This is a genomic window from Halomonas sp. PAMB 3264, from assembly GCF_031954245.1.
GTDB lineage: Bacteria > Pseudomonadota > Gammaproteobacteria > Pseudomonadales > Halomonadaceae > Vreelandella.
This window is the reverse complement of the sequence record NZ_CP134866.1, coordinates 563,472-587,294: the sequence shown is the minus strand read 5'-3', so window position 1 is coordinate 587,294 and position 23,823 is coordinate 563,472. Positions and strand designations below refer to the sequence as shown.

The 23,823-nt window shown below is 63.7% G+C and carries 23 protein-coding genes; 7 read left to right on the top strand and 16 right to left on the bottom strand.

All coding sequences use genetic code 11. The annotated features are described in order from the left end of the window. Nucleotides 1–11: 11 nt before the first annotated feature. The 15 genes from rnhB to rpsB form a co-directional block, all read right to left on the bottom strand. Nucleotides 12–632 (bottom strand): ribonuclease HII, encoded by a 621-nt coding sequence (rnhB, locus tag RN347_RS02720; RefSeq protein ID WP_311960033.1) that lies wholly within the window; start codon nucleotides 630–632, stop codon nucleotides 12–14. Further along, nucleotides 625–1,806, bottom strand: coding sequence for a lipid-A-disaccharide synthase (gene lpxB, locus RN347_RS02715; RefSeq protein WP_311960031.1), 1,182 nt, complete (start codon nucleotides 1,804–1,806; stop codon nucleotides 625–627). The genes rnhB and lpxB overlap by 8 nt, the downstream gene beginning before the upstream one ends. A 66-nt stretch (nucleotides 1,807–1,872) precedes the next feature. Then, complete coding sequence (lpxA, locus tag RN347_RS02710; protein ID WP_311960029.1) at nucleotides 1,873–2,640, bottom strand: acyl-ACP--UDP-N-acetylglucosamine O-acyltransferase; 768 nt, start codon at nucleotides 2,638–2,640, stop codon at nucleotides 1,873–1,875. Beyond that, on the bottom strand, nucleotides 2,637–3,080 hold the full coding sequence (gene fabZ, locus RN347_RS02705; RefSeq protein WP_263585173.1) for a 3-hydroxyacyl-ACP dehydratase FabZ: 444 nt from the start codon (nucleotides 3,078–3,080) through the stop codon (nucleotides 2,637–2,639). The genes lpxA and fabZ overlap by 4 nt, the downstream gene beginning before the upstream one ends. Nucleotides 3,081–3,215: 135 nt before the next feature. After that, nucleotides 3,216–4,253 carry a UDP-3-O-(3-hydroxymyristoyl)glucosamine N-acyltransferase gene (gene lpxD, locus RN347_RS02700; RefSeq protein ID WP_311960026.1) on the bottom strand — a complete coding sequence of 346 codons (1,038 nt, stop codon included), beginning with the start codon at nucleotides 4,251–4,253 and terminating at the stop codon, nucleotides 3,216–3,218. Between the two features lie 51 nt (nucleotides 4,254–4,304). Beyond that, a complete protein-coding gene (locus tag RN347_RS02695; protein WP_263585175.1) occupies nucleotides 4,305–4,802 on the bottom strand; it encodes an OmpH family outer membrane protein in 498 nt (165 codons plus the stop codon). A 66-nt stretch (nucleotides 4,803–4,868) separates the two neighbouring features. Further along, nucleotides 4,869–7,220, bottom strand: coding sequence for an outer membrane protein assembly factor BamA (gene bamA / locus RN347_RS02690; RefSeq protein WP_409335781.1), 2,352 nt, complete (start codon nucleotides 7,218–7,220; stop codon nucleotides 4,869–4,871). A gap of 98 nt (nucleotides 7,221–7,318) precedes the next feature. Continuing rightward, a complete protein-coding gene (gene rseP, locus RN347_RS02685) occupies nucleotides 7,319–8,677 on the bottom strand; it encodes an RIP metalloprotease RseP (protein ID WP_311960024.1) in 1,359 nt (452 codons plus the stop codon). A gap of 20 nt (nucleotides 8,678–8,697) precedes the next feature. Continuing rightward, nucleotides 8,698–9,915: a 1-deoxy-D-xylulose-5-phosphate reductoisomerase gene (gene ispC / locus RN347_RS02680; RefSeq protein WP_311960022.1), complete on the bottom strand. Its 1,218-nt coding sequence runs from the start codon at nucleotides 9,913–9,915 to the stop codon at nucleotides 8,698–8,700. After that, nucleotides 9,912–10,733: a phosphatidate cytidylyltransferase gene (locus RN347_RS02675; protein WP_311960020.1), complete on the bottom strand. Its 822-nt coding sequence runs from the start codon at nucleotides 10,731–10,733 to the stop codon at nucleotides 9,912–9,914. Before RN347_RS02675 ends, ispC begins: the two co-directional genes overlap by 4 nt. Then, nucleotides 10,726–11,511, bottom strand: a complete 786-nt coding sequence (uppS, locus tag RN347_RS02670) for a polyprenyl diphosphate synthase (RefSeq protein ID WP_311960018.1) — start codon at nucleotides 11,509–11,511, stop codon at nucleotides 10,726–10,728. The genes RN347_RS02675 and uppS overlap by 8 nt, the downstream gene beginning before the upstream one ends. Nucleotides 11,512–11,595: 84 nt before the next feature. Further along, a complete protein-coding gene (frr, locus tag RN347_RS02665; RefSeq protein ID WP_252109508.1) occupies nucleotides 11,596–12,153 on the bottom strand; it encodes a ribosome recycling factor in 558 nt (185 codons plus the stop codon). 4 nt (nucleotides 12,154–12,157) lie between these two features. Next, a complete protein-coding gene (gene pyrH / locus RN347_RS02660) occupies nucleotides 12,158–12,925 on the bottom strand; it encodes a UMP kinase (RefSeq protein WP_263585180.1) in 768 nt (255 codons plus the stop codon). 141 nt (nucleotides 12,926–13,066) lie between these two features. After that, a complete protein-coding gene (tsf, locus tag RN347_RS02655; protein ID WP_263585181.1) occupies nucleotides 13,067–13,936 on the bottom strand; it encodes a translation elongation factor Ts in 870 nt (289 codons plus the stop codon). Nucleotides 13,937–14,176: 240 nt separating this feature from the next. After that, nucleotides 14,177–14,926 (bottom strand): 30S ribosomal protein S2, encoded by a 750-nt coding sequence (rpsB, locus tag RN347_RS02650; protein WP_263585182.1) that lies wholly within the window; start codon nucleotides 14,924–14,926, stop codon nucleotides 14,177–14,179. A 347-nt stretch (nucleotides 14,927–15,273) separates the two neighbouring features. Between rpsB and map the strand changes: the two genes are divergently transcribed. From map to RN347_RS02615, 7 genes are all read left to right on the top strand, one after another. Continuing rightward, nucleotides 15,274–16,062 (top strand): type I methionyl aminopeptidase, encoded by a 789-nt coding sequence (gene map / locus RN347_RS02645; protein WP_311960015.1) that lies wholly within the window; start codon nucleotides 15,274–15,276, stop codon nucleotides 16,060–16,062. Continuing rightward, nucleotides 16,062–18,737: a [protein-PII] uridylyltransferase gene (locus RN347_RS02640; RefSeq protein ID WP_263585184.1), complete on the top strand. Its 2,676-nt coding sequence runs from the start codon at nucleotides 16,062–16,064 to the stop codon at nucleotides 18,735–18,737. The genes map and RN347_RS02640 overlap by 1 nt, the downstream gene beginning before the upstream one ends. Nucleotides 18,738–18,872: 135 nt before the next feature. Next, nucleotides 18,873–20,069, top strand: coding sequence for a succinyldiaminopimelate transaminase (gene dapC, locus RN347_RS02635; protein ID WP_311960009.1), 1,197 nt, complete (start codon nucleotides 18,873–18,875; stop codon nucleotides 20,067–20,069). 122 nt (nucleotides 20,070–20,191) lie between these two features. Further along, the gene (locus RN347_RS02630) at nucleotides 20,192–20,539 is read left to right on the top strand and encodes a Spx/MgsR family RNA polymerase-binding regulatory protein (protein ID WP_311960006.1); all 348 of its coding nucleotides are present in this window, start codon (nucleotides 20,192–20,194) and stop codon (nucleotides 20,537–20,539) included. A gap of 81 nt (nucleotides 20,540–20,620) precedes the next feature. After that, entirely contained in the window at nucleotides 20,621–21,646 is a 1,026-nt protein-coding gene (dapD, locus tag RN347_RS02625) for a 2,3,4,5-tetrahydropyridine-2,6-dicarboxylate N-succinyltransferase (RefSeq protein WP_311960004.1), read from the top strand. Then, nucleotides 21,633–22,814: a succinyl-diaminopimelate desuccinylase gene (gene dapE / locus RN347_RS02620; RefSeq protein WP_263585188.1), complete on the top strand. Its 1,182-nt coding sequence runs from the start codon at nucleotides 21,633–21,635 to the stop codon at nucleotides 22,812–22,814. Before dapD ends, dapE begins: the two co-directional genes overlap by 14 nt. Next, nucleotides 22,811–23,200, top strand: a complete 390-nt coding sequence (locus RN347_RS02615; RefSeq protein WP_311960001.1) for a hypothetical protein — start codon at nucleotides 22,811–22,813, stop codon at nucleotides 23,198–23,200. Before dapE ends, RN347_RS02615 begins: the two co-directional genes overlap by 4 nt. Before the next feature lie 80 nt (nucleotides 23,201–23,280). On the opposite strand, the gene RN347_RS02610 is transcribed toward RN347_RS02615, so the two are convergent. Next, complete coding sequence (locus RN347_RS02610; RefSeq protein WP_311959999.1) at nucleotides 23,281–23,814, bottom strand: cold shock domain-containing protein; 534 nt, start codon at nucleotides 23,812–23,814, stop codon at nucleotides 23,281–23,283. Between the last annotated feature and the right edge of the window lie 9 nt (nucleotides 23,815–23,823).

Genomic DNA, 23,823 nt, shown 5'->3' with positions numbered 1-23,823 from the left:
GATGAGTGTGCCTACGCCGGCGCCTGCTGGCGCTTGACCGGCCCAAAGCTTTGTCGATGCTCCAAAAGCGGCCCGTGCTCGGCGAGCGCCGCGAGATGCTCTCTGGTCGGGTAGCCCTTGTGACGGGCGAAACCGTACTGCGGGTAGCGCGCATCGAGCGTAAGCATCTGGGCGTCGCGGGCCACCTTGGCGAGAATCGACGCCGCAGCGATGGCCGGGTGGCGCGCGTCGCCCTTCACCACCGCCTGGCCGGGAAGCGCGTGACCGGGCAGCCGGTTGCCGTCCACCAGCAGATACTCGGCCGACGGGGCGAGCCCGTCAATCGCCCGGCGCATGGCCAGGTGCGTGGCGTGAAAAATATTGAGCGCATCGATCTCCGCCGGGCTCGCCTCGGCGATGCAAAACGCAAGCGCCGACTCGCGAATGAGCGCATCCAGCGCCTCGCGCTTTTTGGCGCTCAGCGTCTTGGAATCTCCCAGCCCCTCGATCGGCTGCTCAGGGTCGAGAATCACCGCCGCCGCAACCACGCTGCCGACCAGCGGCCCGCGCCCGACCTCGTCGACCCCGGCCAGCAGCGTGCCGGTGTAGGAGATGACGAGCGGCGGATGAGCGTCGCGAGATATTTTAGCCATGAGTCTCCTGGACGGTGTCGGGCAGCGCCGCGCCTTTCGCGACGGCTTCGATCGCGCGCGCGGCGCGCTCGCTGGCACCGCGCTGAAGCCCTGCGTGCATCTGCGCAAAGCGCGCCTCCAGCGCCTGACGGGCGGAAGCGTCGCTCAACAGCGCGTCGAGCCTTGTGGCAATCATTTCGCTGGTGGCCTCGTCCTGAATGAGCTCAGCCACCAGATCCTCCTGGGCGATCAGGTTGGGCAGCGAGATCCAGCGCGTCTTGACCAGCTTTTTGGCGAGCCAGTGGGTCGCCGGGGCCATCTTGTAGGCCACCAGCATCGCCCGATGACAAAGCATCGCTTCCAGCGCGGCGGTCCCGGACGTCAAGAGCACCGCATCGCTTGCGACCATCGCCTCGCGGGCGCCGCCCTGGGTCAGCGTCACCCGGCCCCTGAGCGCCGGGTAGCTCGCCAGAAGCGCAGTGAGCTCGTCAAAGCGCGCCTCGGTGGCGGCGGGAATCACTACGCCAAGCGTTTCATGGCGCGCGCAGAGCGTAATGAGGGCCTCCATGAACGTTGCGCCCATAAAACGGATTTCGTTGGCCCGCGAGCCTGGCAGCACCGCCAGCACCGGGATGCTGGCCTCGAGGCCGAGCGCCTGACGGGCCGCGACGCGGTCGTTGGTGAGCGGCATTTCGTCGGCCAGCGGGTGGCCGACGAAAGCGACGGGCACCCGATGGCGCGCGTAGAAGTCGGCCTCGAAAGGCAAAAACGTGAGCATGGCGTCCACGGCGCGGGCAATCTTCTTCACCCGCCCCTGACGCCAGGCCCATACCGAAGGGCTGACGTAGTGAGCGGTCTTGATACCCGCCTGGCGCAGCTTGAGCTCGAGTCCCGTGTTGAAGTCCGGCGCATCGATACCGATCATGACGTCCGGCTGCCAGGCCAGCGCCTCATCATACAGCGTACGTCGCACCCGGATGAGCGCCGGCAGATGCTTGAGCACCTCGACCAGCCCCATCACCGAGAGGGTCTCCAACGGAAAGCGGCTCTCGAGGCCTTCGCGCTGCATGTTGGGTCCGCCGATACCGCGAAACTCGACCCCGGGGTGACGGGCGCGCAGCGCGCGCATCAGCCCGGCGCCCAGCTGATCGCCGGAGAGCTCGCCGGCGACGAGGTATACGCGCGCAAGCGTCATGCTCGATCTTCCTGTGGCGTTGAACAAAGCGCGCCGGCCGAGCCGGGCGCGCTTTTAAAATGGGGGCTAGCGAACGATGCCGCGGGTGGAGCGCTCGATCGAGTCGGCGAAGTGGGTGACTTCCGCCAGATCGAAGCGGCTGCGCATCTCTTCGAGCGCCTGCTCGACGGTCAGCCCCTGGCGATAGACCAGCTTGTAGGAGGCGGTGAGCGCGCTGATCGCCTCGCGGCTAAAGCCGCGGCGCTTGAGCCCCACCAGATTGAGTCCGCGCGCCTCGGCGGGGTTGCCGTTGATCATCATGTAACACGGCGTGTCCTTGGTGATGATCGAGCCGCCGCCGGCCATGGCGTAGTCGCCGAAGTGGCAGAACTGATGCACCGCCGAGAGCCCGCCGAGAATCGCGTGATTGCCGACGACGACGTGGCCGGCCAGGGTTACCTGGTTGGCGAGGATACAGTCGTCGCCGATCACGCAGTCGTGGCCGACGTGGACGTAGGCCATGAACAGATTGCGCGAGCCGATGGTGGTTTCGCTGCGATCCTGTACGGTGCCGCGGTGAAGGGTCACGCCTTCGCGCACGACGTTGTCGTCCCCCATCACCAGGCGCGTGGGTTCGCCGGCGTACTTCTTGTCCTGGCACTCCTCACCCACGGAGGCGAACTGGAAGATGCGCGTACGCTTACCCAGCACCGTCGGCCCCTTGATCACCACGTGGGGGCCGATGACGGAGCCCTCGCCGATCTCGACGTCCGGGCCGATCACCGTGAACGCGCCGACCTCGACATCATCGGCCAGGCGGGCGGTCGGGTCGACCAGTGCGGTAGGATGTATCAAGTGACCTTCCTCTCGGCACAGATGATTTCCGCCTCGCAGGCGAGTTCGCCATCCACGGTGCCCTGGCAGGCGAACTTCCAGATGCCGCGCTTGCCTTTGATCACGTTCGCCTCCAGGCGAAGCTGGTCGCCGGGCATGACCGGACGCTTGAAACGCACGTTGTCGCTACCGACGAGGTAGTACACGTAGCCGTCGGCGGGCCGCTTGTTGACGGTCTTGAAACCCAGGATACCGCAGGCCTGGGCCAGCGCCTCGATCACCAGCACGCCGGGCATGATCGGGTGATGGGGAAAGTGGCCGTTGAAGAAGGGCTCGTTGATGCTGACGTTCTTGAACGCGACGATGGATTCACCCACAGTCAACTGCGTGACTCGATCCACCAGCAAAAACGGGTAGCGGTGGGGCAAGTACTCGCGAATTTCGTTGATATCCATAACCATCGTGACGACCTCGAAAAAGACAAAAAACCCGACTGCGCATCAGGTAAAGGCCGGTACTCCTGCCGGCAAAAGGTGCGAAATTATACCCTTGCACCCGGGCAAAGAACCACCGCCTGGCATCGTTAACCTGATGCCCTACTCACTGCGATGATTTTTCTCCAGCTTGTTCAACCGCTTGGCGATATCGTCGAGCTGTTTGAAACGCACGGCGTTCTTGCGCCACTGGGTATTGTTCATCGCCCCGGTGCCCGAGGAGTAGACGCCAGGCTCGGTGATGGAGTTGGTCACAAGACTCATGCCGGTGACCTGCACGCCGTCGCAGAGGGTGAGATGCCCGGAGAGCCCGACCCCGCCGCCGAGCATGCAGTGCTTGCCCACCCGGGTGGAGCCGGCGATACCGACACAACCCGCCAGCGCGCTGTGATCGCCGATGATGACGTTGTGAGCGATCTGGACCTGGCTGTCGATCTTGACGTCATTGCCGATCAGCGTGTCGCCCAGCGCCCCACGGTCGATGCTCGAGCAGCTGCCGACTTCGACATCATCGCCCAGCACCACACCGCCGAGCTGGGCGATCTTGTGCCAGCCGGCACCGTCGTGGGCGAAGCCAAAGCCGTCGCCGCCAATCACACAGCCGCTTTGCAGGATCACCCGCTTGCCGATCACGCTGCCGTGGCAGACGGTGACGTTGGCGTGCAGTCGGCTGCCCTCGCCGATCGCGCTGTCCGCACCGACGACGCTACCGGCGCCGATGACGACCCGGTCCCCCAGCGTTACCCCGGGCTCGATCACGGCGTTGGCCTGAATCGATACCCCATCCCCCAGCACCACGTCGTCGGCCACCACCGCGGTGGCGTGAATGCCGGGCGTATCGCGGGCGACGAGCGGGTCAAAAAGTTGGGAAACCCTGGCGTAGGCGAGATAGGGGTTTTGCGTTTCGAGCCGGGGCACCGGGCAGTTTTTGCCGTGCTCCGGGTGGAGCAGCACCGCCGCGGCGCGGGTGCTGGCCAGATCCTTGAGGTAGGCGCGATTGGCCAGAAAAGCGATCTGGTCGGGCTCGGCCTCCTTGAGCGTCGCCAGCCCTCGAATGGGCTGGTCGGCGTCGCCGTCGACGTCGATATCCAGGTGGCGGGCGATATCGGCCAGCGTGATGGTGTGAGAAGCGTGCGTCATAAGAGCCCACAAGTGCGCGGGTGCGGCCGTGGCGCACCCCCATCGTTTGATTTAGAGTGAGTCGAAAATCTGCGTGACTTCGTTGGTGACGTTCGGCAGATCCGTCGAGGAGTGCAGTACGCCCTGGGGCTCGACCAGCACGTCGATGTTGCGCCGCGCCAGCACCTGCTCTACCGCCTGCTCGAGCTTGGTCTCGGCGCTTTGCAAAAACTGCTGCTCGGAGTTTTGCTGGGCCTGGAGCACCTCGCGGCGCAGCTGCTCGAAACGGCTGCCCTTTTGCTGGAGCTCGCTGATCAACGCGTCGCGTTGGGCCTGGCCCATGGTCTCGCCTTCGTTTTGCAGGCGCTGCTGAAGCTGCTGAAGCTCGTTACCCAGCGCCTGGGCCTCACGCTGCTGGCTACCGATCTGGCCTTCCAGCTGGCTCAGCGAGGTTTGCGCGGACTGGGTATTCATCAGCGCCGCGCGCCAGTCGAGCACCGCGACTTCGGCGCTGTAGGCCGGTAGTGCCATGACCCCGAAAAGACACGCGGCGGCCGTCAATTTACGCATACTCACTCCTTTGTTAAGCTGGCCCGCGCCAAACCGCCGGGGCACTCCCGGCGGCCGACGGCCGTATTAGAACGTTTGTCCCAACGAGAACTGGAAGAACTGGGTATCGTCGCCGCTTTCATCATTGAGCGGCTCGGCCACGCTGAAGGTCAGCGGGCCTACCGGCGTCAGCCAGGAAAGACCGATACCTGCGCTGTAGCGCAGATCGCCCAGATCGACGCCGGAGCTGCAGCGCTGGCGGCCGGCGTCTTCGTCCAGCACGTCGTAGCAGGAGTCGAGGAAGGTGTTACCCGCATCAAAGAACAGTGACGTCTGGATCGAGCGCTGATCTTCGACGAAGGGCAGCGGGAAGAGCACCTCGGCGCTGCCCTCGACCAACACGTTACCGCCCAGCGTACGATCACGGCCGCCTTCGCGGGCAGGCGTGGTGCGCTGACCCAGGGTGTTGGAGGTGAAACCGCGCACCGAACCAAGGCCACCGGAGTAGAAGTTTTCGTAGAACGGGAACGGGTCGTTAGTGCCCAGGGTATCGGCGTAGCCGAGGTTACCGGTGAACTTCAGCGCCCAGGTCTCTTCCTCGTTGATCGGGAAGAGCTGCTGGGCGCGAGCGCGGGCCTTGTAGTACTGAGCGTCGCTGCCCGGCACGCCGGTTTCCAGCGACAGCCGCTGGTAGCTACCGGCGGTGGGCATGATGCCGCGGTTCAAATTGTTGCGCGTCCAGCTGGCCGTAAGCTTGAGGCTCTGTGCGTCCTCGCCCTGGTCCTCGACGTAGCGGCGGATTTCCGAGGCGGTGTCGAAGTAGGTCTTGATCGTCAGATCCTCGACGCTGGCGCCGAAGTTGAGCCTGGAGAGCTCGCTGACCGGATAGCCGAAATTGATGCCGGCGCCATAGGCGTCGGTCGAGAACGTCGAGATGTCCGAGTCGGCGTAGTCGGTTTCGCGATAGAACACGTTATAGCCGCGCGAAATGCCGTCCAGCGTCCAGTAGGGGTCGGTGAAGGCGAAGTTGACGCTGGTGAAGGTGTCGCTTCGCTGGGCGCCGACGTTGACGCGGTTACCGGTACCGAGGAAGTTGTTCTGAGCAAGACCCACGCCGTAGATGATACCCGCGCTTTGCGAGAAACCCACGCTTGCCGACACCGAGCCCGAGGGCTGCTCTTCGACGTTGTAGGTCACGTCCAAAAGATCCGGCTGACCGGGGACCGGCTGGGTGTCCACTTCCACCTGACTGAAAAAGCCCAAACGCTCGAGGCGCTGACGCGACTGGGTGATCGACTCGGTGGAGGCAGGCGCCCCCTCCATCTGGGTCATCTCACGGCGCAGCACTTCATCCTGGGTGGTGGTGTTGCCATAGAACTCGATACGGCGAACGTAGGCGCGCTGGCCCGGATCGACGGCGATCACCAGATCGACGGTGTCGTTGCTTCCGGTCTGCTCCGGCACGCCACGGACCTCGGCGAAGGCGAAGCCTTCAGCACCCAGGCGGCTTCGTAGCGCCTCGGTGGAGGCGTTGACATCGGCGCGAGAGAACACGTCGCCGCTTTGCACTTCCAGAAGCTGTCGCGCCTCACTCTCACTGATCTGCAGGTCGCCGGCAAAGCGAATGTCGCCGACGCGAAACTGCTCGCCCTCGTCCACGTTCAGCGTGATGTAGATCTCGGACTGCTGCGGGCCGATCGACACCTGGGTCGAGGTGACGTCGAAGTTGACGTAGCCACGGTCGAGATAGAACGAGCGCAGCCGCTCGATATCACCGGCGAGCGCCTCGCGCGAGTATTCATCGTTGGAGAACCAGCCGAAAAAGCGCCCCGGGCGGTCCTCGAGTTCGAAAACGCTGCGCAGCGTATCGTCATCGAAATCCTCGTTGCCGACGATGTTGATCTGTCGGATGGTCGCCACGTCGCCCTCGTCGACGTTGATGTTGACCTGCACGCGGCCCGTGTCGATCTCCTGAACGTCGGTGCGAATGGAGGCGTTGTAGCGCCCCTGGGACTGGTAGACGCCTTCGAGCTCGCGCTGAATCTCCTCGAGCGTGGAGAGCTGCAGCACCTGGCCCTCGGAAAGCCCGGACTGGCGCAGGCCGCGGCGCAGGTCGTCATCGGCGATTTCACTGTTGCCGGTGATGTTCAGCCGCGCGATGGTCGGACGCTCGACGACCTGGATGACCAGCACGTCGCCTTCGCGAACCAGCGACACGTCTTCGAACAGGCCGGTGGCGAACAGGTTGCGCGCGGCGGCGGCCAGCTCCTGCTCGCTGACGCGGTCGTTGGCGCTGACGGGAAAGGCATTGAAGACCGAGGCGGCAGATACCCGCTGCAGTCCTTCCACACGAATGTCCGAAACGTCAAAGGATTGTGCCTGGGCGCTGCTGGACGCCGCCAGCAGGAGTGCCGCCATTCCAAGGGTCTTGATTTTCATGCAGTCAGTTCGCTCGCGTTGGTCTGCCGGTTGTTAAACAGGCACCATATACATTTGTGCAGGCGGATGACAAGGCATCCCACGCGCTACACGCGTCATTACCAAAGGCGCATCAGATCGAAGTAGAGCGCCATGATCATTAGCGTCCCCACCATGGCGAGCCCGATACGCAGCCCCATTGCCTGGGTGTGTTCTGAAACCGGGCGACCCCGCACGATCTCGATAAAATAATAAAGCAAGTGCCCACCATCGAGCACCGGAATCGGCAGCAGGTTCAAAACGCCGAGACTGATGGAAAGGTACGCTAAAAAGCCGACGAACGCTTCCATTCCCGCGCGGGCGGAGTCACCGGAAATCTGGGCGATGGTGATAGGCCCGGAGAGGTTGGAGGGCGAAATGAGCCCCACCAGCATCTTGCGGATCGCATCGACCGTCAAAACGATCATTTCACCGGTGCGCGAAAACGCCTGCCCCACCGCCTCGAGCGGCCCATAGCGGATCTCACGGGTAAGCTCCTCGGGCCAGTCGACCTGCTCTACCCCTGCGCCAATGTACCCAACCTCGGCGCCGTTCTCCAGTGGTTTGCTTTCCGGGGTCAGCGACAGCGTCAACGGCGCACCGCCGCGCTCGATGCGCACCGAAAGCGGCTGCCCTGCGCTTTCGCGAATGATGCCGACGAACGCCATCCAGTTCTCGACCGGTGTGTCGTTGACCGCCAGAATCCGATCGCCGGGCTCAAGACCGGCGCCAGCGGCGGCGCCATCGTCGAGCACCTGGCCGAGTACCGCGGGCACCGGCGGGCGCCAGGGCGTGAGGCCCAGGCTTTGCAGCGGCTGGGGGGGATCCTGGCGGGCGAGATAGTTTTGTACCGGCAGTGAATAGGTGCGCGCAGGGCTCGATGCGGTTTCCCGCGCGCTAAAGGCGAGCTCGCCGCTGTAGCCGATCAGCGAAACGAGCTTTAAATTGATCTCCTCCCAGGAGCGCATGGGATCAGCCTGAATCGCGGTGATCTCGGCGCCTTCCGGCAGGCCCGCCTCATACGCCGGCGAGTCCTGGGCGACGTTACCGATAAGCGGTGTGACGGTGGTGGTGCCAGCGACGAACAGCGCCCAGTAGGCGATCAGCGCCAACAGAAAATTGGCGAGCGGCCCGGCGGCGACGATGGCGATGCGCGCCCAGACACTTTTACGATTGAAGGCTTGACCCAGCTGCTCCTCTGGCACGGGCGCTTCGCGCTCGTCGAGCATCTTGACGTAGCCGCCCAGCGGGATCGCGGCCACGGCGAACTCGGTGCCATGACGGTCGGTCGTCGACCAGAAGGGTTTACCAAAGCCCACCGAGAAGCGCAGCACCTTTACGCCGCAGCGTCTGGCGACCCAGAAGTGGCCGAACTCGTGAAAGGTGACCAGAAGCCCCAACACGACGATGACCGCCAACACGTTCTGTAATAGTCCCACGCGCGCCTCCTTTCGGCCGCTTACCCGCCGGTCTGGTTCTCGCTGGAACGCGCGGTCTCGAGCAGCAAGCTTGCCTGCTCTCGCGCCCACTGATCGGCGACCAGAATCGCCTCGACGCTATCCGCACGGTGCGCGTGCGGGGCCTGGACGACGCCGGCCACTACTTCGGCAATGCCGCCAAAGCGCAGCTGGCCGCTTAAAAACGCCTCCACCGCCACTTCGTTGGCGGCGTTCAAAATCGCCGGCGCCGCCCCGCCCTGCTGCATCGCCTCCCGCGCCAAGCGAAGGCAGGGAAAGCGCACCTCGTCCGGCGCTTCGAAATCGAGCCGCGCGATCTGGAAAAGATCGAGCGTTTCGACACCGGAATCGATCCGCTCCGGCCACGCCAGGCCATAGGCGATGGGCGTGCGCATGTCGGGATTGCCGAGCTGGGCGATCACCGAGCCATCATCAAAAGCGGCCATGGAGTGGACCACGCTTTGCGGGTGCACGACCACCTGAATGTGGTCCGGGTGGGCGTCGAACAGCCAGCACGCCTCGATCAGCTCCAGGCCCTTGTTCATCAGCGTGGCGCTATCCACGGAAATCTTGCGCCCCATCGACCAGTTGGGATGTGCGCAGGCCTGCTCTGGCGTGGCGGCGTCGATGTCCGCCGCGCTCCACTGGCGAAACGGCCCGCCGGAGGCGGTCAATAGAAGTTTTCGAACGCCGTGGCGCGCGAGCCCGCCGCGATGCTCGGCCGGCAGGCACTGATAAATGGCGTTGTGTTCGGAATCGATGGGCAACAGTGTGGCGTTCGAGCGCGCGACGGCGTCCATGAACAGCGCCCCGCTCATCACCAGCGCCTCCTTGTTGGCAAGCAGTATCCGCTTGCCCGCCTCGGCGGCAGCCAGCGCCGGCATGAGCCCGGCCGCCCCAACGATCGCCGCCATCACGGTATCTACCCGTTCGTCCCGGGCCACGGCGCACAGCGCCTCAGCGCCAAAGCTCACCCGGGTGGAAAGCCCCGCGTCCTCGAGCGCCCGCGCAAGCCAGGCGGCGTCGTCAGCGCCGGCCAGTACCGCTACCTCCGGGTGGTGCGCCTGGCACTGCTCAAAAAGCGCCTCTTTCGAAGTGTGGGCGGCCAGCGCGAACACCCGGTAGCGCTCCGGGTGGCGAGCAATGACGTCGAGCGTGCTCTTGCCGATCGAGCCGGTCGAGCCCAGCACGGTGACGCGCTGCAGCGCGGGCGACGTCATAGTGCGGCCACCTGAACGCTGAGCACTTCAGAATAGAACAGCGCGAACACCGGAACCGCCGCGGTCAGACTGTCGACACGATCGAGCACGCCGCCGTGACCCGGCAGCAGGTTGCTCGAGTCCTTGATGTCGCGAAAGCGTTTGAGCATGCTCTCGAACAGATCCCCCAGCACCGAAACGAAGGTGACCAGTGCCGTTATCGCGACCAGCGTGACGCCGCCGGCCATGCCCATCGGTTGCCAGAAGGCAAAGCCTACCGCCAGCAGGCACGTGGCGACCAGCGCGCCATACACGCCCTCCCAGGACTTGGCCGGGCTCACGCGCGGGGCGAGCTTGCGCTTGCCAAAGCGCCGACCGGCGAAGTAGGCGCCGATGTCGGCGCTCCATACCAAAAGCAGCACGAATAAAAGCCATACGCCGCCGCTTTCGCGCAGCACGTTAAAGCCTACCCAGCAGGTCAGCAACACCCAGAAGCCGATGGCCAGACGGCCGGCGCGGCCATGCCATTGCTGGCGCTTTTCCGGGTAGTTCGCTACCCAGTAGAAGTTGACCACCCAGCCGATCGCGGCAAGCCACAAGGGCCAGCTCGCGTAGGCGAAGCCGCCCGCCCACATCGCCGCCATGAACAGCGCCATGAGCGCGACCAGCTTCAGGCGCCGGGCGCGCCCGGCGATGCCGGCCAGATTGGTCCACTCCCACGCGCCCAGCAGCACGATCACCGCGGTGAACAGGGCAAAGGCACCGCCTGTGAGTCCAAACAGACCGATCAGCGTTAACGGGGCCAACCAGGCTGCGGTAATGATCCGCTGTCTAAGCACCTTGCGCCTCTATTTGTTCGTCCGTCATGCCAAAGCGTCGGCGCCGGGAACAGAATTCGTTCAACGCGCTATCGAACGCCTGGGCACCGAAGTCCGGCCAAAACAGGGGGGAGAAGTAGAGCTCGGCATAGGCCAGTTGCCAGAGCAGGAAGTTGGAGAGCCGCTGCTCGCCGCTGGTGCGAATACACAGATCCACCGGCGGCACCTCGCCGATGTTCATCGCCTGATCGAGGCGCGTCTCGTCGATATCGGCCGGGTCGAGCGTACCCGCCGCCACCTGCTCGGCAAGCGCGCGGCTGGCGCGGGCGATGTCCCAGTGGCCGCCGTAGTTGGCGGCGATCACCAGGTGCATGCCGGTATTGTCGGCGGTCAGCGCTTCGGCGCGCTGGATATGCTTCTGGATGGCGTTAGAGAAGCCCTGCTGCTCGCCGATCACCGAGAGGCGAATATTGCGCTCGTGAAGCTTTTTGACTTCGCGCTTGAGCGCCATCAAAAAAAGCTCCATCAGCGCGTTGACCTCGGCGGCCGGGCGCTTCCAGTTCTCGCTGGAAAAAGCGAACAGACTCAACGTCTTCACGTCGCGCTCGGCGGCGCGCTGGATGACCGCGCGCACCGCCTCGACGCCGGCGCGGTGGCCGCGAACGCCGGAAAGCCCACGCGCACGCGCCCAGCGGTTGTTGCCGTCCATGATGATGGCGATGTGCAAGGGGGTCGCCCCGCCGGCGTGAGAAGGCTTGGCAGCGCTTGGCGCCTGAGTCGGAAACTGCGGAGACGTCATGGGGTCTTGCACCAACGTTCAGTCATAAATGAGCCATACCGTCGCCCGAGCGCCATGGCGCCCGGGCGTAATAAAAAGACAAGACTAGACCTGCATCAGGTCCTGTTCCTTGGCCGTCAGCGCCTTGTCGATTTCGGCGATGTACTTGTCGGTCAGCTTCTGGATCTCGTCTTCGCCCTGGCGCTGATCGTCCTCGGTAATCTCCTTGTCCTTTAAGAGCGACTTGAAATCACCGTTGGCGTCGCGACGCACGTTGCGGATCGCAACACGTGCGGTTTCCGCCTCGGCGCGCGCCTGCTTGATGTAATTCTTGCGCGTGTCTTCGGTCAGCATCGGCATCGGCACGCGAATCACGTTGCCGGCGCTTGACGGGTTAAGGCCCAGATCCGCGGTCATGATCGCTTTTTCGATCTTTGGCACCATGGGCTGCTCCCAGGGCGTGACGGTCAAGGTCCGTGCATCTTCCACGTTGACCGACGCCACCTGGTTCAGCGGCACCTGGCCACCGTAGTAGTCGACGGTGACCGCATCCAGGATGCTCGGGTGCGCGCGCCCGGTACGGATCTTGTTGAAGTTGGTGTGCAGCGCGTCGACGCTTTTCTTCATGCGCGTTTCGGCATCTTTCTTGATGTCGTTGATCACGTGTTTATCCTCTGTCTATCAGCGTGCCTTCCTTGCCCCCTACGACAAGATTGAGTAGGGCGCCAGGCTTGTTCATGTCGAATACCCGTACCGGCATGTCATGGTCCCGTACCAGGCAGATAGCGGTCAAATCCATCACGCCGAGTTTTTGCTCCAGCGCGTCGTCGTAGCTGAGCTGGTCGTACTTGACCGCGTCCGGGTACTTGACCGGGTCCTTATTGTACACACCGTCCACCTTGGTGGCTTTAATGACCACGTCGACATCGACTTCGATGCCACGCAGACACGCCGCGGAGTCGGTAGTGAAAAACGGATTGCCGGTGCCGGCGGAGAAAAGCACCACATCCCCCGAGGTCAGATAACGGATCGCCGTGCGGCGGTCGTAGTGCTCGACTACGCCGCTCATGGGAATCGCTGACATCACTCTGGAGCGAATATTGGAGCGCTCCAAAGCGTCGCGCATGGCCAGCGCGTTCATCACCGTTGCCAGCATTCCCATGTGATCGCCGGTCACCCGATCCATGCCCGCTTCATTGAGTGCCGCGCCGCGAAACAGGTTCCCGCCCCCGATCACGATGCCGACCTGTACACCAATGCCGACCAGCTGGCCGATCTCCAGCGCCATGCGATCAAGCACCGCCGGGTCGATCCCGAAATCGTGCTCTCCCATCAGCGCCTCGCCAGAGAGCTTCAAAAGAATCCGCTTGTACTTGGACTTCGACTTGTCCATTTTGCCGGCAATGGGGCTGGCGTCTTGAACATCACGTGACATGGGCATCTCTCCTGAGTGGAAGGCAAGGGTGGGCAGCCGGCCCCGGCGTTGCGCGGGCGAGCCCGCGCGCAAAACGCAAGGGCCGGATACACGATGGCGTGCGCTTGCGCGCACGCCATCATCGAACTGAAACCTCTGACCTTAGCGACGGCCAGCCTGTTCCATAACTTCCTTGGCGAAGTCGACTTCTTCTTTCTCGATGCCCTCGCCTACTTCAAAGCGCGTAAAGCTGACCACTTCACCACCGGCGGCCTTCACGAACTCGGCCACGGTCTGGTTGGGGTCCTTGACGAAGGGCTGCTGCGTCAGGCTGTTCTCGGCCAGGTACTTCTTCAGGCGGCCTTGAACCATTTTCTCGGCGATCTGCTCGGGCTTGCCGGCCATGTCGGGCTGGGCCAGGATGATCGCTTTCTCTTCGTCGAGCTCCGACTGGGGCATATCTTCCGGGTGAGAAACACTCGGGTTGATGGCCGCAACGTGCATGGCGACGTCTTTCGCGGTTTCGCTGTTACCGCCGGTCAGCACGGTCAGTACGCCGATACGGCCGCCGTGGACGTACTCGCCGACCAGACCGCCTTCAACGGCGTTGACGACCACGGCACGACGCACACCGATGTTCTCACCGATTTTCTGAACCAGCTGCTCGCGCGCGGTTTCGATCTCGCCTTCGGTGACCGCGGCCACGTCGTCGCTTTTAGCGGCGAAGAATGCGTCAGCGACTGTCTTGGCGAAACTAATGAAGTTGTCGTCACGCGACACGAAGTCGGTCTCGGAGTTGATCTCGACCATTACACCGTAGCTGCCGTCGTCGGCGACGCGGGTAACCACGGCACCTTCGGCGGCGACACGGTCGGCTTTCTTCGCGGCCTTGAGACCCGAGTTCTTACGCAGGTTCTCGATGGCTACGTCGATATCACCATCGGTTTCGGTGAGTGCTTTTTTGCACTCCATCATGCCAAGACCGGTACGTTCGCGCAGTTCTTTAACCTGAGAGGCGCTGATAGCTGCCATGAGAAATTCACCTCTGAAAGGATTTTTGAGAGTTGGACGCGCTACAAAGTATACACAAGGCGTGTTGACCGCTTCATGTCACTGCGTGATCAAAACAGATTGATCAACACAGACAGTCGTTTGTAGTGCGTATGCCGGCGCAGGAGCCCGGCGTAATCGGCCCGCCAAGCGGGAAAAAGGGGGCCAAAGCCCCCTTCACGCGATGCGGCTCAACTGCCCGCCGCATCCACCGTGGCCGTGTTACTCGGCCGCGGCGTCAGTTTCGGCGGAAGCCTGCTCGTCGGTCACTTCAACGAACTCGTCCGGACGACCTTCTTTAGCACGGCCACACGCGTCGGCAATCGCCTTCACGTAGATCTGGATCGCGCGGATGGAGTCGTCGTTACCCGGAATGACGTAGTCCACGCCATCGGGGTTGGAGTTGGTATCGACCACGCCAATGACCGGGATACCCAGCTTGTTGGCTTCGTTGATCGCGATGCGCTCATGATCAACGTCGATCACGAACAGCGCGTCCGGCAGGCCGCCCATGTTCTTGATACCGCCGATGGAGCGCTCGAGCTTCTCCTGCTCGCGCGTGGCCATCAGAACTTCTTTCTTGGTCAGCTTCGAGAACGTGCCGTCTTCGTGCATGGTCTCAAGCTCGCGCAGACGCTTGATGGACTGACGAATGGTCTTGAAGTTGGTCAGCATGCCGCCCAACCAGCGATGGTTGACGAACGGCTGGTTGACGCGATTGGCTTCTTCTTTAATGACCTTGCTGGCGCTGCGCTTGGTGCCAACGAACAAGATCTTGTTGTTGGACGCCGCCATCTTCTCGACCACATCGATCGCTTCGTTCAGCGCCGGCAGGGTGTGCTCGAGGTTGATGATGTGAATCTTGTTGCGCGCGCCGAAGATGAACTTGCTCATCTTCGGGTTCCAGTATTTGGTCTGGTGACCGAAGTGAGCGCCTGCTTTGAGCAGATCACGCATATTGACGTGAGCCATGGTAAAACTCCTGAAACTCGGGTTAGGCCTCCACGCACCCCATGGATCCGACCGATAGTCTCAGCGCTGTCAAAGCGCCTTTCGAGGCTAACGGCACCCGGGACCATGTGCCGGTGCATGTGTGTTTTCAAGGCTTGCTGTATGAGCCTTATGGCAGTGCCGCAGACTCTGTATGGGCGCCGACCGGCATACTCGCCGCGCCGCGCGCCGAAAAAAGGCGATTGCGGGATGGCGATTGCAGGAAAGCGCGCGGCTTTATACCATATATCATTGCCAAGATGAAGTCGCCCTTCGGGGTTTGCACGCCCGGCGTGCACTACCGACCCAACCCGCCATATCGAGAAGTCATGAACGTTCCTATCAAGACAGCGGAAGAAATCGAAAAAATGCGCGCAGCCGGCCGCCAGGCTGCCAGCGTGCTCGAGATGATCACCCCTTATGTCGTTGCCGGCGTCTCCACCGGCGAGATCGACAAGCGCTGTCACGCGTATATCGTCGACGAGCTGGGCTCGACACCGGCGCCCTTGAACTATCACGGCTTCAGTCACGCGACCTGCACCTCGATCAACCACGTGGTCTGCCACGGCATTCCGGACTTCGACAAGACGCTCAAGAATGGCGATATCATGAACCTGGACATCACCGTGAAGACGCCGGACGGCTACCATGGCGACTCCAGCATGATGTTCATCATCGGCGACACCATCCAGGGCGAGCGCCTTTGCCGCGTGACCCAGGAGTGCCTTTACAAGAGCATGGCGCTGGTCAAGCCCGGCGTTCACCTATCAGAACTCGCCCGCGCGATCCAGAAACACGCCGAAGCCAACGGCTACTCGGTGGTGCGCGACTTCTGCGGCCACGGCATCGGCGCCGGCTTCCACGAAGACCCGCAGTTTCTCCACTACGACGGCTATGCGCCTTCCGCCGACATCGCGCTTGCGCCCGGCATGTGCTTCACCATCGAGCCGATGATCAACGTCGGCAGCTACAAGACCAAGGTGCTGCGCGACGGCTGGACCGCGGTGACCAAGGACAAGAGTCTCTCCGCTCAGTGGGAGCACACGCTGCTGGTCACCGAAAACGGCGTTGACGTGCTGACCGCGCGCAGCGACGAAGACCTTAGCTTCCTCAACTGATGCTTCTCCACCACCACCGGTTCGAGCCGGACGCGACGCTTTTCGACCTGGCGGCGTTTCGCACCGAGCTTGCCGGTACGCGCTCGCCGATCGCGCCCTTCAAGGCCGCCCTCAAGGAGCTTCAGGCGCGTTTGGACGAGCGCTTTCGCGCAGGCGCCGACATTCGTGATCTGGTGCGCGGGCGCGCCTGGTATCTCGATCAGCTGCTGGCCATGGCCTGGGAGCGCTTCGAGTGGCCGGATGACGGCATCGCGTTGATCGCCGTGGGCGGGTTCGGCCGCGGCGAGCTGCACCCGCACTCCGACGTCGATCTACTGCTGCTGCTCGAGCACGACGACGACAGCGCCTACCGCGAGCCGCTCACCGCCTTCATCACCTTTCTTTGGGATATCGGCCTTGAGATCGGCCACAGCGTGCGCTCGCTGAGCGACTGCGAGCGCGAGGCGGCCGAGGATGTCACGGTGATCACCAACCTGCTCGAGTCGCGCCTGATTGCCGGCCCCGAGCGATTACGGCAGAAGATGCGCGAGCGCCTGGCCCCGGAGCACCTGTGGCCGGCGGATCGTTTTTTCGAGGCCAAGTGGCAGGAGCAGATCAGCCGCCACTACCGCTACAACAACTCCGAGTATCACCTGGAGCCGAATTTAAAGAGCTCGCCAGGCGGGCTTCGCGACATTCAGATGATCGGCTGGGTCGCCAAGCGCCACTTCGATACCGAACAGTACGCCGACATCGTCGCCAACGGCTTCATGAACGACGCCGAGCTTCGAATCCTGAGCCAGGGCCAGGCCTTCCTGTGGCAGGTGCGCTACGCGCTGCACATGATCACGGACCGCGCCGAGGACCGGCTTTTGTTCGATCACCAGCGCACCATCGCCGAGATGTTCGGCTTCAAGGATACGCCGGAGCGCTTGGCCGTCGAGCAGTTCATGAAGCGCTACTACCGCCACGTGACGGCACTGGCCGGGCTCAACGACATGCTCCTGCAGCACTTCGACGAGGTCATCCTGCGCGGCAAGGAAGTGCTCGAAACGGTCACGCTCAACGAGCGCTTCGAGACCCGGGGCGGCTACATCCAGGCCCGCTCGAGAACGCTGTTTCGCGACCATCCCGAGGCGATGCTCGAGCTGTTTCTGCTGATGGCCAGACACGAGCACATCGAAGGGGTGCGCGCCGACACCATTCGTCTGATTCGCGATCACCGCCACCAGATCGACGACCACTACCGCGAAGACCCGCACCACCAGCGCCTGTTCATGTCGATCATTCGCGCGCCGGGCAACGTCCCGCGCCAGCTCCGGCGCATGAACCGCTACGGGATTCTGGGCAAGTACCTGCCGGAGTTCGGCCGCGCAGTGGGGTTGATGCAGCACGACCTGTTTCATATCTACACCGTCGACGCCCACACTCTGCGGCTTTTGAAGTTTCTGCACGGCTTTCGCAAATCCGACGCCAAAGCGGACTTCCCGGTGGCGGCCACGCTGATTCACCAGCTGCCCAAACTCGACCTTCTCTGGATCGCCGGGCTTTTCCACGATATCGGCAAGGGCCGCGGCGGCGATCACTCCGAGATCGGCGCCGTCGATGTCGAGCACTTTTGTCAGCGTCACCACGTTTCGCCCCACGACACCAACCTGGCGAAGTGGCTGGTCGAGCACCATCTTCTGATGTCGATGACCGCGCAAAAGCGTGATATCAGCGACCCGGACGTGATTCGCGATTTCGCGCTGGCGGTTCGCGACGAAATCCGGCTGGACTACCTGTACGTACTCACCGTAGCGGACATCAACGCCACCAACCCGACGCTCTGGAACGGCTGGCGGGCATCGCTTTTGCGCCAGCTCCACGCCGAGACCAAGCGCGCGCTGCGTCGCGGACTCAAGAACCCGCCGGACCGCGACGACTGGATTCGCGAAACCCGCCTGGAGGCGCGTTCACTGCTCTCCAATGTGGGCGTGGAGAGCGCGCGCATCGACACGCTGTGGGAGACGCTGGGCGAGGACTACTTTCTGCAGTACGCGCCGAGCGAAATCGTCTGGCAGGCGCAGGGCATTCTCGCCCACGAGGGCTCGAAGCTTCCGCTGGTGCTGATCAGCGCGCCCACCCTGGACATGGCCGAAGGCGGCACCAAGGTGTTCATCCACACCCGCTCGGTGGACGATCTGTTCGCCGCCACCGCCGCGGCGATGGAGCAGCTGGGGCTTTCGATCCACGACGCGCGCATCGCCACCTCCCATAACGACTGGACGCTCAACACCTTCATCGTACTCGACAGCCACGGCCAGCCGATTCGCGAGCCCGGCGCGATCGAGGAGATGCGCAGCCACCTGGTGGAGGAGCTCGATGACCCCGACGACTATCCGCAGATCGTCACGCGCCACACGCCGCGCCAGCTCAAGCACTTCAAGGTACCGACCGAGGTGCTGATCGAGCAGGACCCGGCCAACGAGCGCACGCTCCTGGAGCTGACCGCTCCCGACCGCCCGGGGCTTCTGGCACGCGTGGGGCGCATCTTCATGGAGCAGGACATTGCGCTCTCCACGGCGAAGATCGCCACGCTCGGCGAGCGGGTCGAGGACGTGTTCTTCATCACCACCAAGGCCGGCGAGCCGCTCACCGACCCGGCGCGCCAGCAAAAGCTTCGAAGCCGGCTGATCGAGGTGCTCAGCGTTTGAGTCAGTGGAGCACCAGGGGATCGCTTGAGTGCGCAACGCGGGTTTGAGGTGGTCAGTGGGCATGCTTATAATCGAGGCCTCTTTTATCGCGCCTCGCTCCCACGCCGCTGCGGCCCGCCCATCAACGGACACGCCATGAATTCTGATCTCAACGCCCTGCACCCCTATCCGTTCGAGAAGCTGGCCACGCTCAAAAAGGGGCTCGTCGCCCCCACGGGCCTCGAGCATATCGCTCTGACCATCGGTGAGCCCCAGCATGCACCCTACCCGGCGGCGCTCACCGCGCTGGCACAAAGTCTCGACGAGATGGCGCGCTATCCGGCGACCAACGGCCTTGGCGAGCTGCGCGAGCAGATCAGCGCCTGGGCCACGCGGCGCTTCGGGCTGGCGGGGCTTGATCCGGAGCGCGAGGTGATGCCGGTCAACGGCACTCGCGAGGCGATCTTCGCCTTCGTGCAGGCCGCGCTCGATCGAAACCGGCCCGCGAAGGTCGCGGTGCCCAACCCGTTCTATCAGATCTACGAAGGCGCCACGCTGCTGGCCGGCGGCACGCCGCTGTACCTCGACTGCCGCGCCGAGAACGGCTTTCGCCCGGATTTTTCCACGGTGGACGCCGCGACCTGGCAGGACGTGCAGATCGTGTTTCTCTGCTCGCCGGGCAACCCCACCGGCGCGGTCACCTCGATGGCCGAGTTCAAGGCGCTGATCGCGCTCGCCGACGAGCACGACTTCATCATCGCCTCCGACGAGTGCTACTCCGAGCTCTATCTCGATGAAGCCGCGCCGCCACCGGGACTGCTGCAGGCCTGCGCCGAGCTTGGCCGCGATGACTATCGCCGCTGCGTGGTGTTTCACTCGCTCTCCAAGCGCTCGAACCTGCCCGGGCTTCGCTCCGGTTTCGTCGCCGGCGACGCCGACATTCTCACGCCCTTCAAGCGCTATCGCACCTACCACGGCTGCGCCATGTCGCTGCCGGTGCAGCGTGCCTCGATCGCGGCCTGGCAGGATGAGGCTCACGTACTGGCCAACCGCGACGCCTACCGCGAGAAATTCCAGGCGGTGACCGAGGTGCTCGCCCCGGTGATGGACTTCCCCACGCCCGAGGCCAGCTTCTATCTCTGGCCCGCGGTGCCCGGCGGCGATGACATCGCCTTCACGAAGCGCCTGTTCAGCGAAGAGCACGTCAGCGTCCTGCCGGGCAGCCTGATGGGCCGCGAGGACGCACATGGCCACAACCCGGGCACCGGGCGGCTGCGCCTGGCGCTGGTCGCCGAGCTCGAACCGACCCTGGAAGCCGCGCGCCGTCTTCGCCGCTTGATCGAGCGCGGCTAGGCGTTTTGCAATCGCGATATTTTGGCTATGTTGGTTTTGACCCGGCTGGTTTTGACCACGCGAACGAAACGCGGTGACACGCCGGCGAACGCACGACCATCAGAGCAACGACAGGAGGCTTTATGCTGACGCTTTACATCATCGATAACTGCGATACCTGCCGCAAGGCGCGCAAGGCGCTGGACGAGAAAGGCCTGGCTTTCAAGACCCACGACCTTCGCAAGGATGGCCTGTCGGCAAGCCTTCTGGAGCACATCCTCGAGCAGGTGCCGCTGCTGGACGCCATCAACAAGCGCAGCAAGACCTGGCGGGAGCTGCCGGACGAGGAAAAAGAGGGGTTGGATGCGACCTCTGGCCGCGAGCTTCTGCTCAAACATCCCACGCTCTTGAAACGCCCGCTTCTGGAGCTCGATAGCCACCACTTCGTGGTGGGTTATCAAGAGGGTGATTACGACAACATCACTCAGTAACCCAATGATCGGCCACTGATCGTGGCCGATAATGGCAACGCTTTTTACTCACGACGACTTAACCGGAAAGGAAGACGCTTTATGCTGAGCTTCGCGCTTGGAATCGGCACGCAAAACACGCAAGGCGACTGGCTGGAAATCTACTACCCGGCCCCGCTTTTCAAACCCGCCGAGAGCCTGGTCAGCGCCGCGCAAAAGGCGCTAAACGCCCCCGCCGGCACCCAAGCCGTGAGCTTTCTGCCCGAGGACTGCGAGCGCCTGAGCCAGGCGCTTCAGGATGCCGGCCACGCGGAGCAGGCAAGCGTTGCCGCTTCGCTTGCCGACAGTCAGCGCCCGCTGGTGGCCATGTTCATCGATACCGACGACGCCCCGCAAAGTGCCCCGGAGGTGTATCTCAAGCTGCACCTGCTCTCGCACCGGCTGGTCAAACCCCACGGCCTCGACCTGACCGGCATGTTCGGCCTTCTACGCAACATCGCCTGGACCAGCGAAGGCGCCATCGACATCGAAGAGCTGCCCGAGCGTCGCCTCAAAGCGCGGCTGGCCGGCCAACCGCTCTCCGTGGACTGTGTCGACAAGTTCCCCAAAATGACCGATTACGTGGTGCCCGCGGGCATTCGTATCGGTGATACCGCCCGCGTCCGTCTTGGGGCGTATCTGGGTGAAGGCACCACGGTGATGCACGAAGGGTTTGTGAACTTCAACGCCGGTACCGAAGGCCCGGGCATGATCGAAGGCCGCATCTCGGCGGGCGTGTTCGTCGGCAAAGGCTCGGATCTCGGCGGCGGCTGCTCCACCATGGGCACGCTGTCTGGCGGCGGCAACATCGTCATCAAGGTGGGCGAAGGCTGCCTGATCGGCGCCAACGCGGGTATCGGCATTCCGCTGGGCGACCGCTGCACCGTCGAAGCCGGGCTCTATATCACTGCCGGCACCAAGGTCACGCTGCTCGATGATCAGAAAAACGAGGTCAAGACCGTCTCTGGTCGCGAACTGGCCGGCCAGAACGACCTGCTCTTGCGCCGCAACTCGCAAAACGGCCGTGTGGAATGCTTGACCAACAAGAGCGCCGTGGCGCTGAACGAGGCGCTGCATGCCCATAACTGAGCCCGAGGGGCTCTCGCCCACGCTCGCGCTCGCCTTCGACCTGATAGGCCGCGCCTCGGTCACGCCGGACGACGAAGGCTGCCAGACGATCATGATCGAGCGCCTCGAGGCGCTCGGTTTTCATGTCGAGCGCCTGCCCTTTGGCGATGTGGAAAACTTCTGGGCGGTACGCGGCCATCACGGCCCGGTGCTGGCCTTTGCCGGCCACACGGATGTCGTTCCCAGCGGCCCGCACACCAGCTGGGAGTTTCCGCCCTTTTCGCCCTGCATCGACGACGATGGCATGCTGTGCGGCCGGGGCGCGTCGGACATGAAGGGAAGCCTGGCGGCGATGATCACCGCCGTCGAGCGCTTTGTCGGCCACACGCCGGATCACGATGGGCGTATCGCGTTTCTGATCACCGCCGACGAGGAAGGCCCGGCCATCGACGGCACCCGCGCGGTGGTCGAACATCTGCGTGAACGCAACGAGCGCCTGGACTACTGCATCGTCGGCGAGCCCTCCTCCACGGCCACGCTTGGCGACGTGATCAAGAACGGCCGACGCGGCTCACTGGGTGGCGTGCTTCACGTCAAGGGCATACAGGGCCACGTGGCCTACCCGCACCTGGCGCGCAATCCCATCCATCAGGCGCTGCCGGCGCTCGAGGCGCTGACCCGCGAGCACTGGGACGCGGGCAACGACTTCTTCCCGGCGACCAGCTTTCAGATCTCCAACTTTCGCGCCGGCACTGGCGCCACCAACGTGGTCCCCGGCGAGATCGAGGTGGTGTTCAACTTCCGCTACTCCACGGAAGTCACCCATGAGGCGCTGAAGGCGCGCACCGAAGCGATTCTCGAGCGCTTTGGGCTCGAGTTTCACATCGACTGGACGCTCAACGGCGAGCCGTTTCTCACCGCCGAAGGCGCGCTGGTGGACGCGGTGATGACCGGGGTGGAGGCGATCACCAAACAGCGCCCGGCGCTTTCGACCAGCGGCGGCACCTCGGATGGTCGCTTCATCGCGACCCTGGGCGCCCAGGTGGTCGAACTCGGCCCGCTCAACGACACCATCCATAAGGTCAACGAGCGCGTGCGCGCCGCCGATCTCGATGAGCTGAGCCGGATCTACGAGGCTACCCTGCAGGCGCTATTCACTGAGGAAAACGGCCGGGAGCCAACACGATGAGCGAGCGCTTTCCGGATATCGAGGTGTACCTGGCCAAGGTCGAGTTCGAGGCGCTCAACGCCTGGCTTTTCGACACCATCGCGGCGCCGGCGCTACGCCCGGCGGGCAAGAACAAGTGGAAAAGCCAGGGGCTGAAGGACGGCGTCGCGGTGCCGGTGCTGCTGGTGGAGAACGCCGCCGACGGCTTCGCGAGTCTCTGGTTCGACAGCGCCCACACGCCCTGGCCTACTGATCAGGCCTGCGCCACGGCGGCGGCGCCGGCGCTGGGCGTCGAGGTGCGCTGCTCGCTCGGCGGCTGGAGCCCGGGGGATGACCCGGACGCGTTCTGGCAGGTGCGGCCAACGGGCGAGGCCCAGCGTATTGCCTGGCCGGATTCCGGGCGCTAGCCTGCGCTTCTCGTTTTTGCCTGCCCCAAAACGCCACTGGCCCCGCGATTGCGGGGCCAGTGGTTTGAAGCGGGAAGCGATCAGGACTCGATGATGCTCACGTCGTCGGCCTGAAGGCCGCGATCGTTTTGAATCACGTGGTAGCGCACGATCTGCCCTTCGGCGAGCATGCGCGGCCCGCGCCCGCGTATGGCGCGAAAGTGAACGAACACGTCCTCGCCGTTATCGCGGGTAATGAAACCGTAGCCCTTGTTGGTATTGAACCACTTCACTTCTCCCTCTTCGCGCCCGTCGTTGGGGTCGATCACTTCCGCCGGCTCCTCCTCGACCGGCTCCGCGGGACGCGGGGCGGGTTTGGCGCGAACCGTTTCGCCACTAACGACCACCGGAGGCGCGAACGCCGCCGCGGCCAGCGTGCCGACCAGCAGTACGATAAAACTCCCCAGGGCCACGGCCACGTAAACACCGGTCGTACCGATGATGGCAAGCTCGGAAAGCCACTGCTCGGCGAGCGGGGCGTCGGTGAGATGCACAAGACCGGCCAGCAGCAGCGGCGTGGGCGCGGCGAGTAACACACTGATCAATAAACAGCGAACAACAACTTTTGGGTTCATGGATATAAA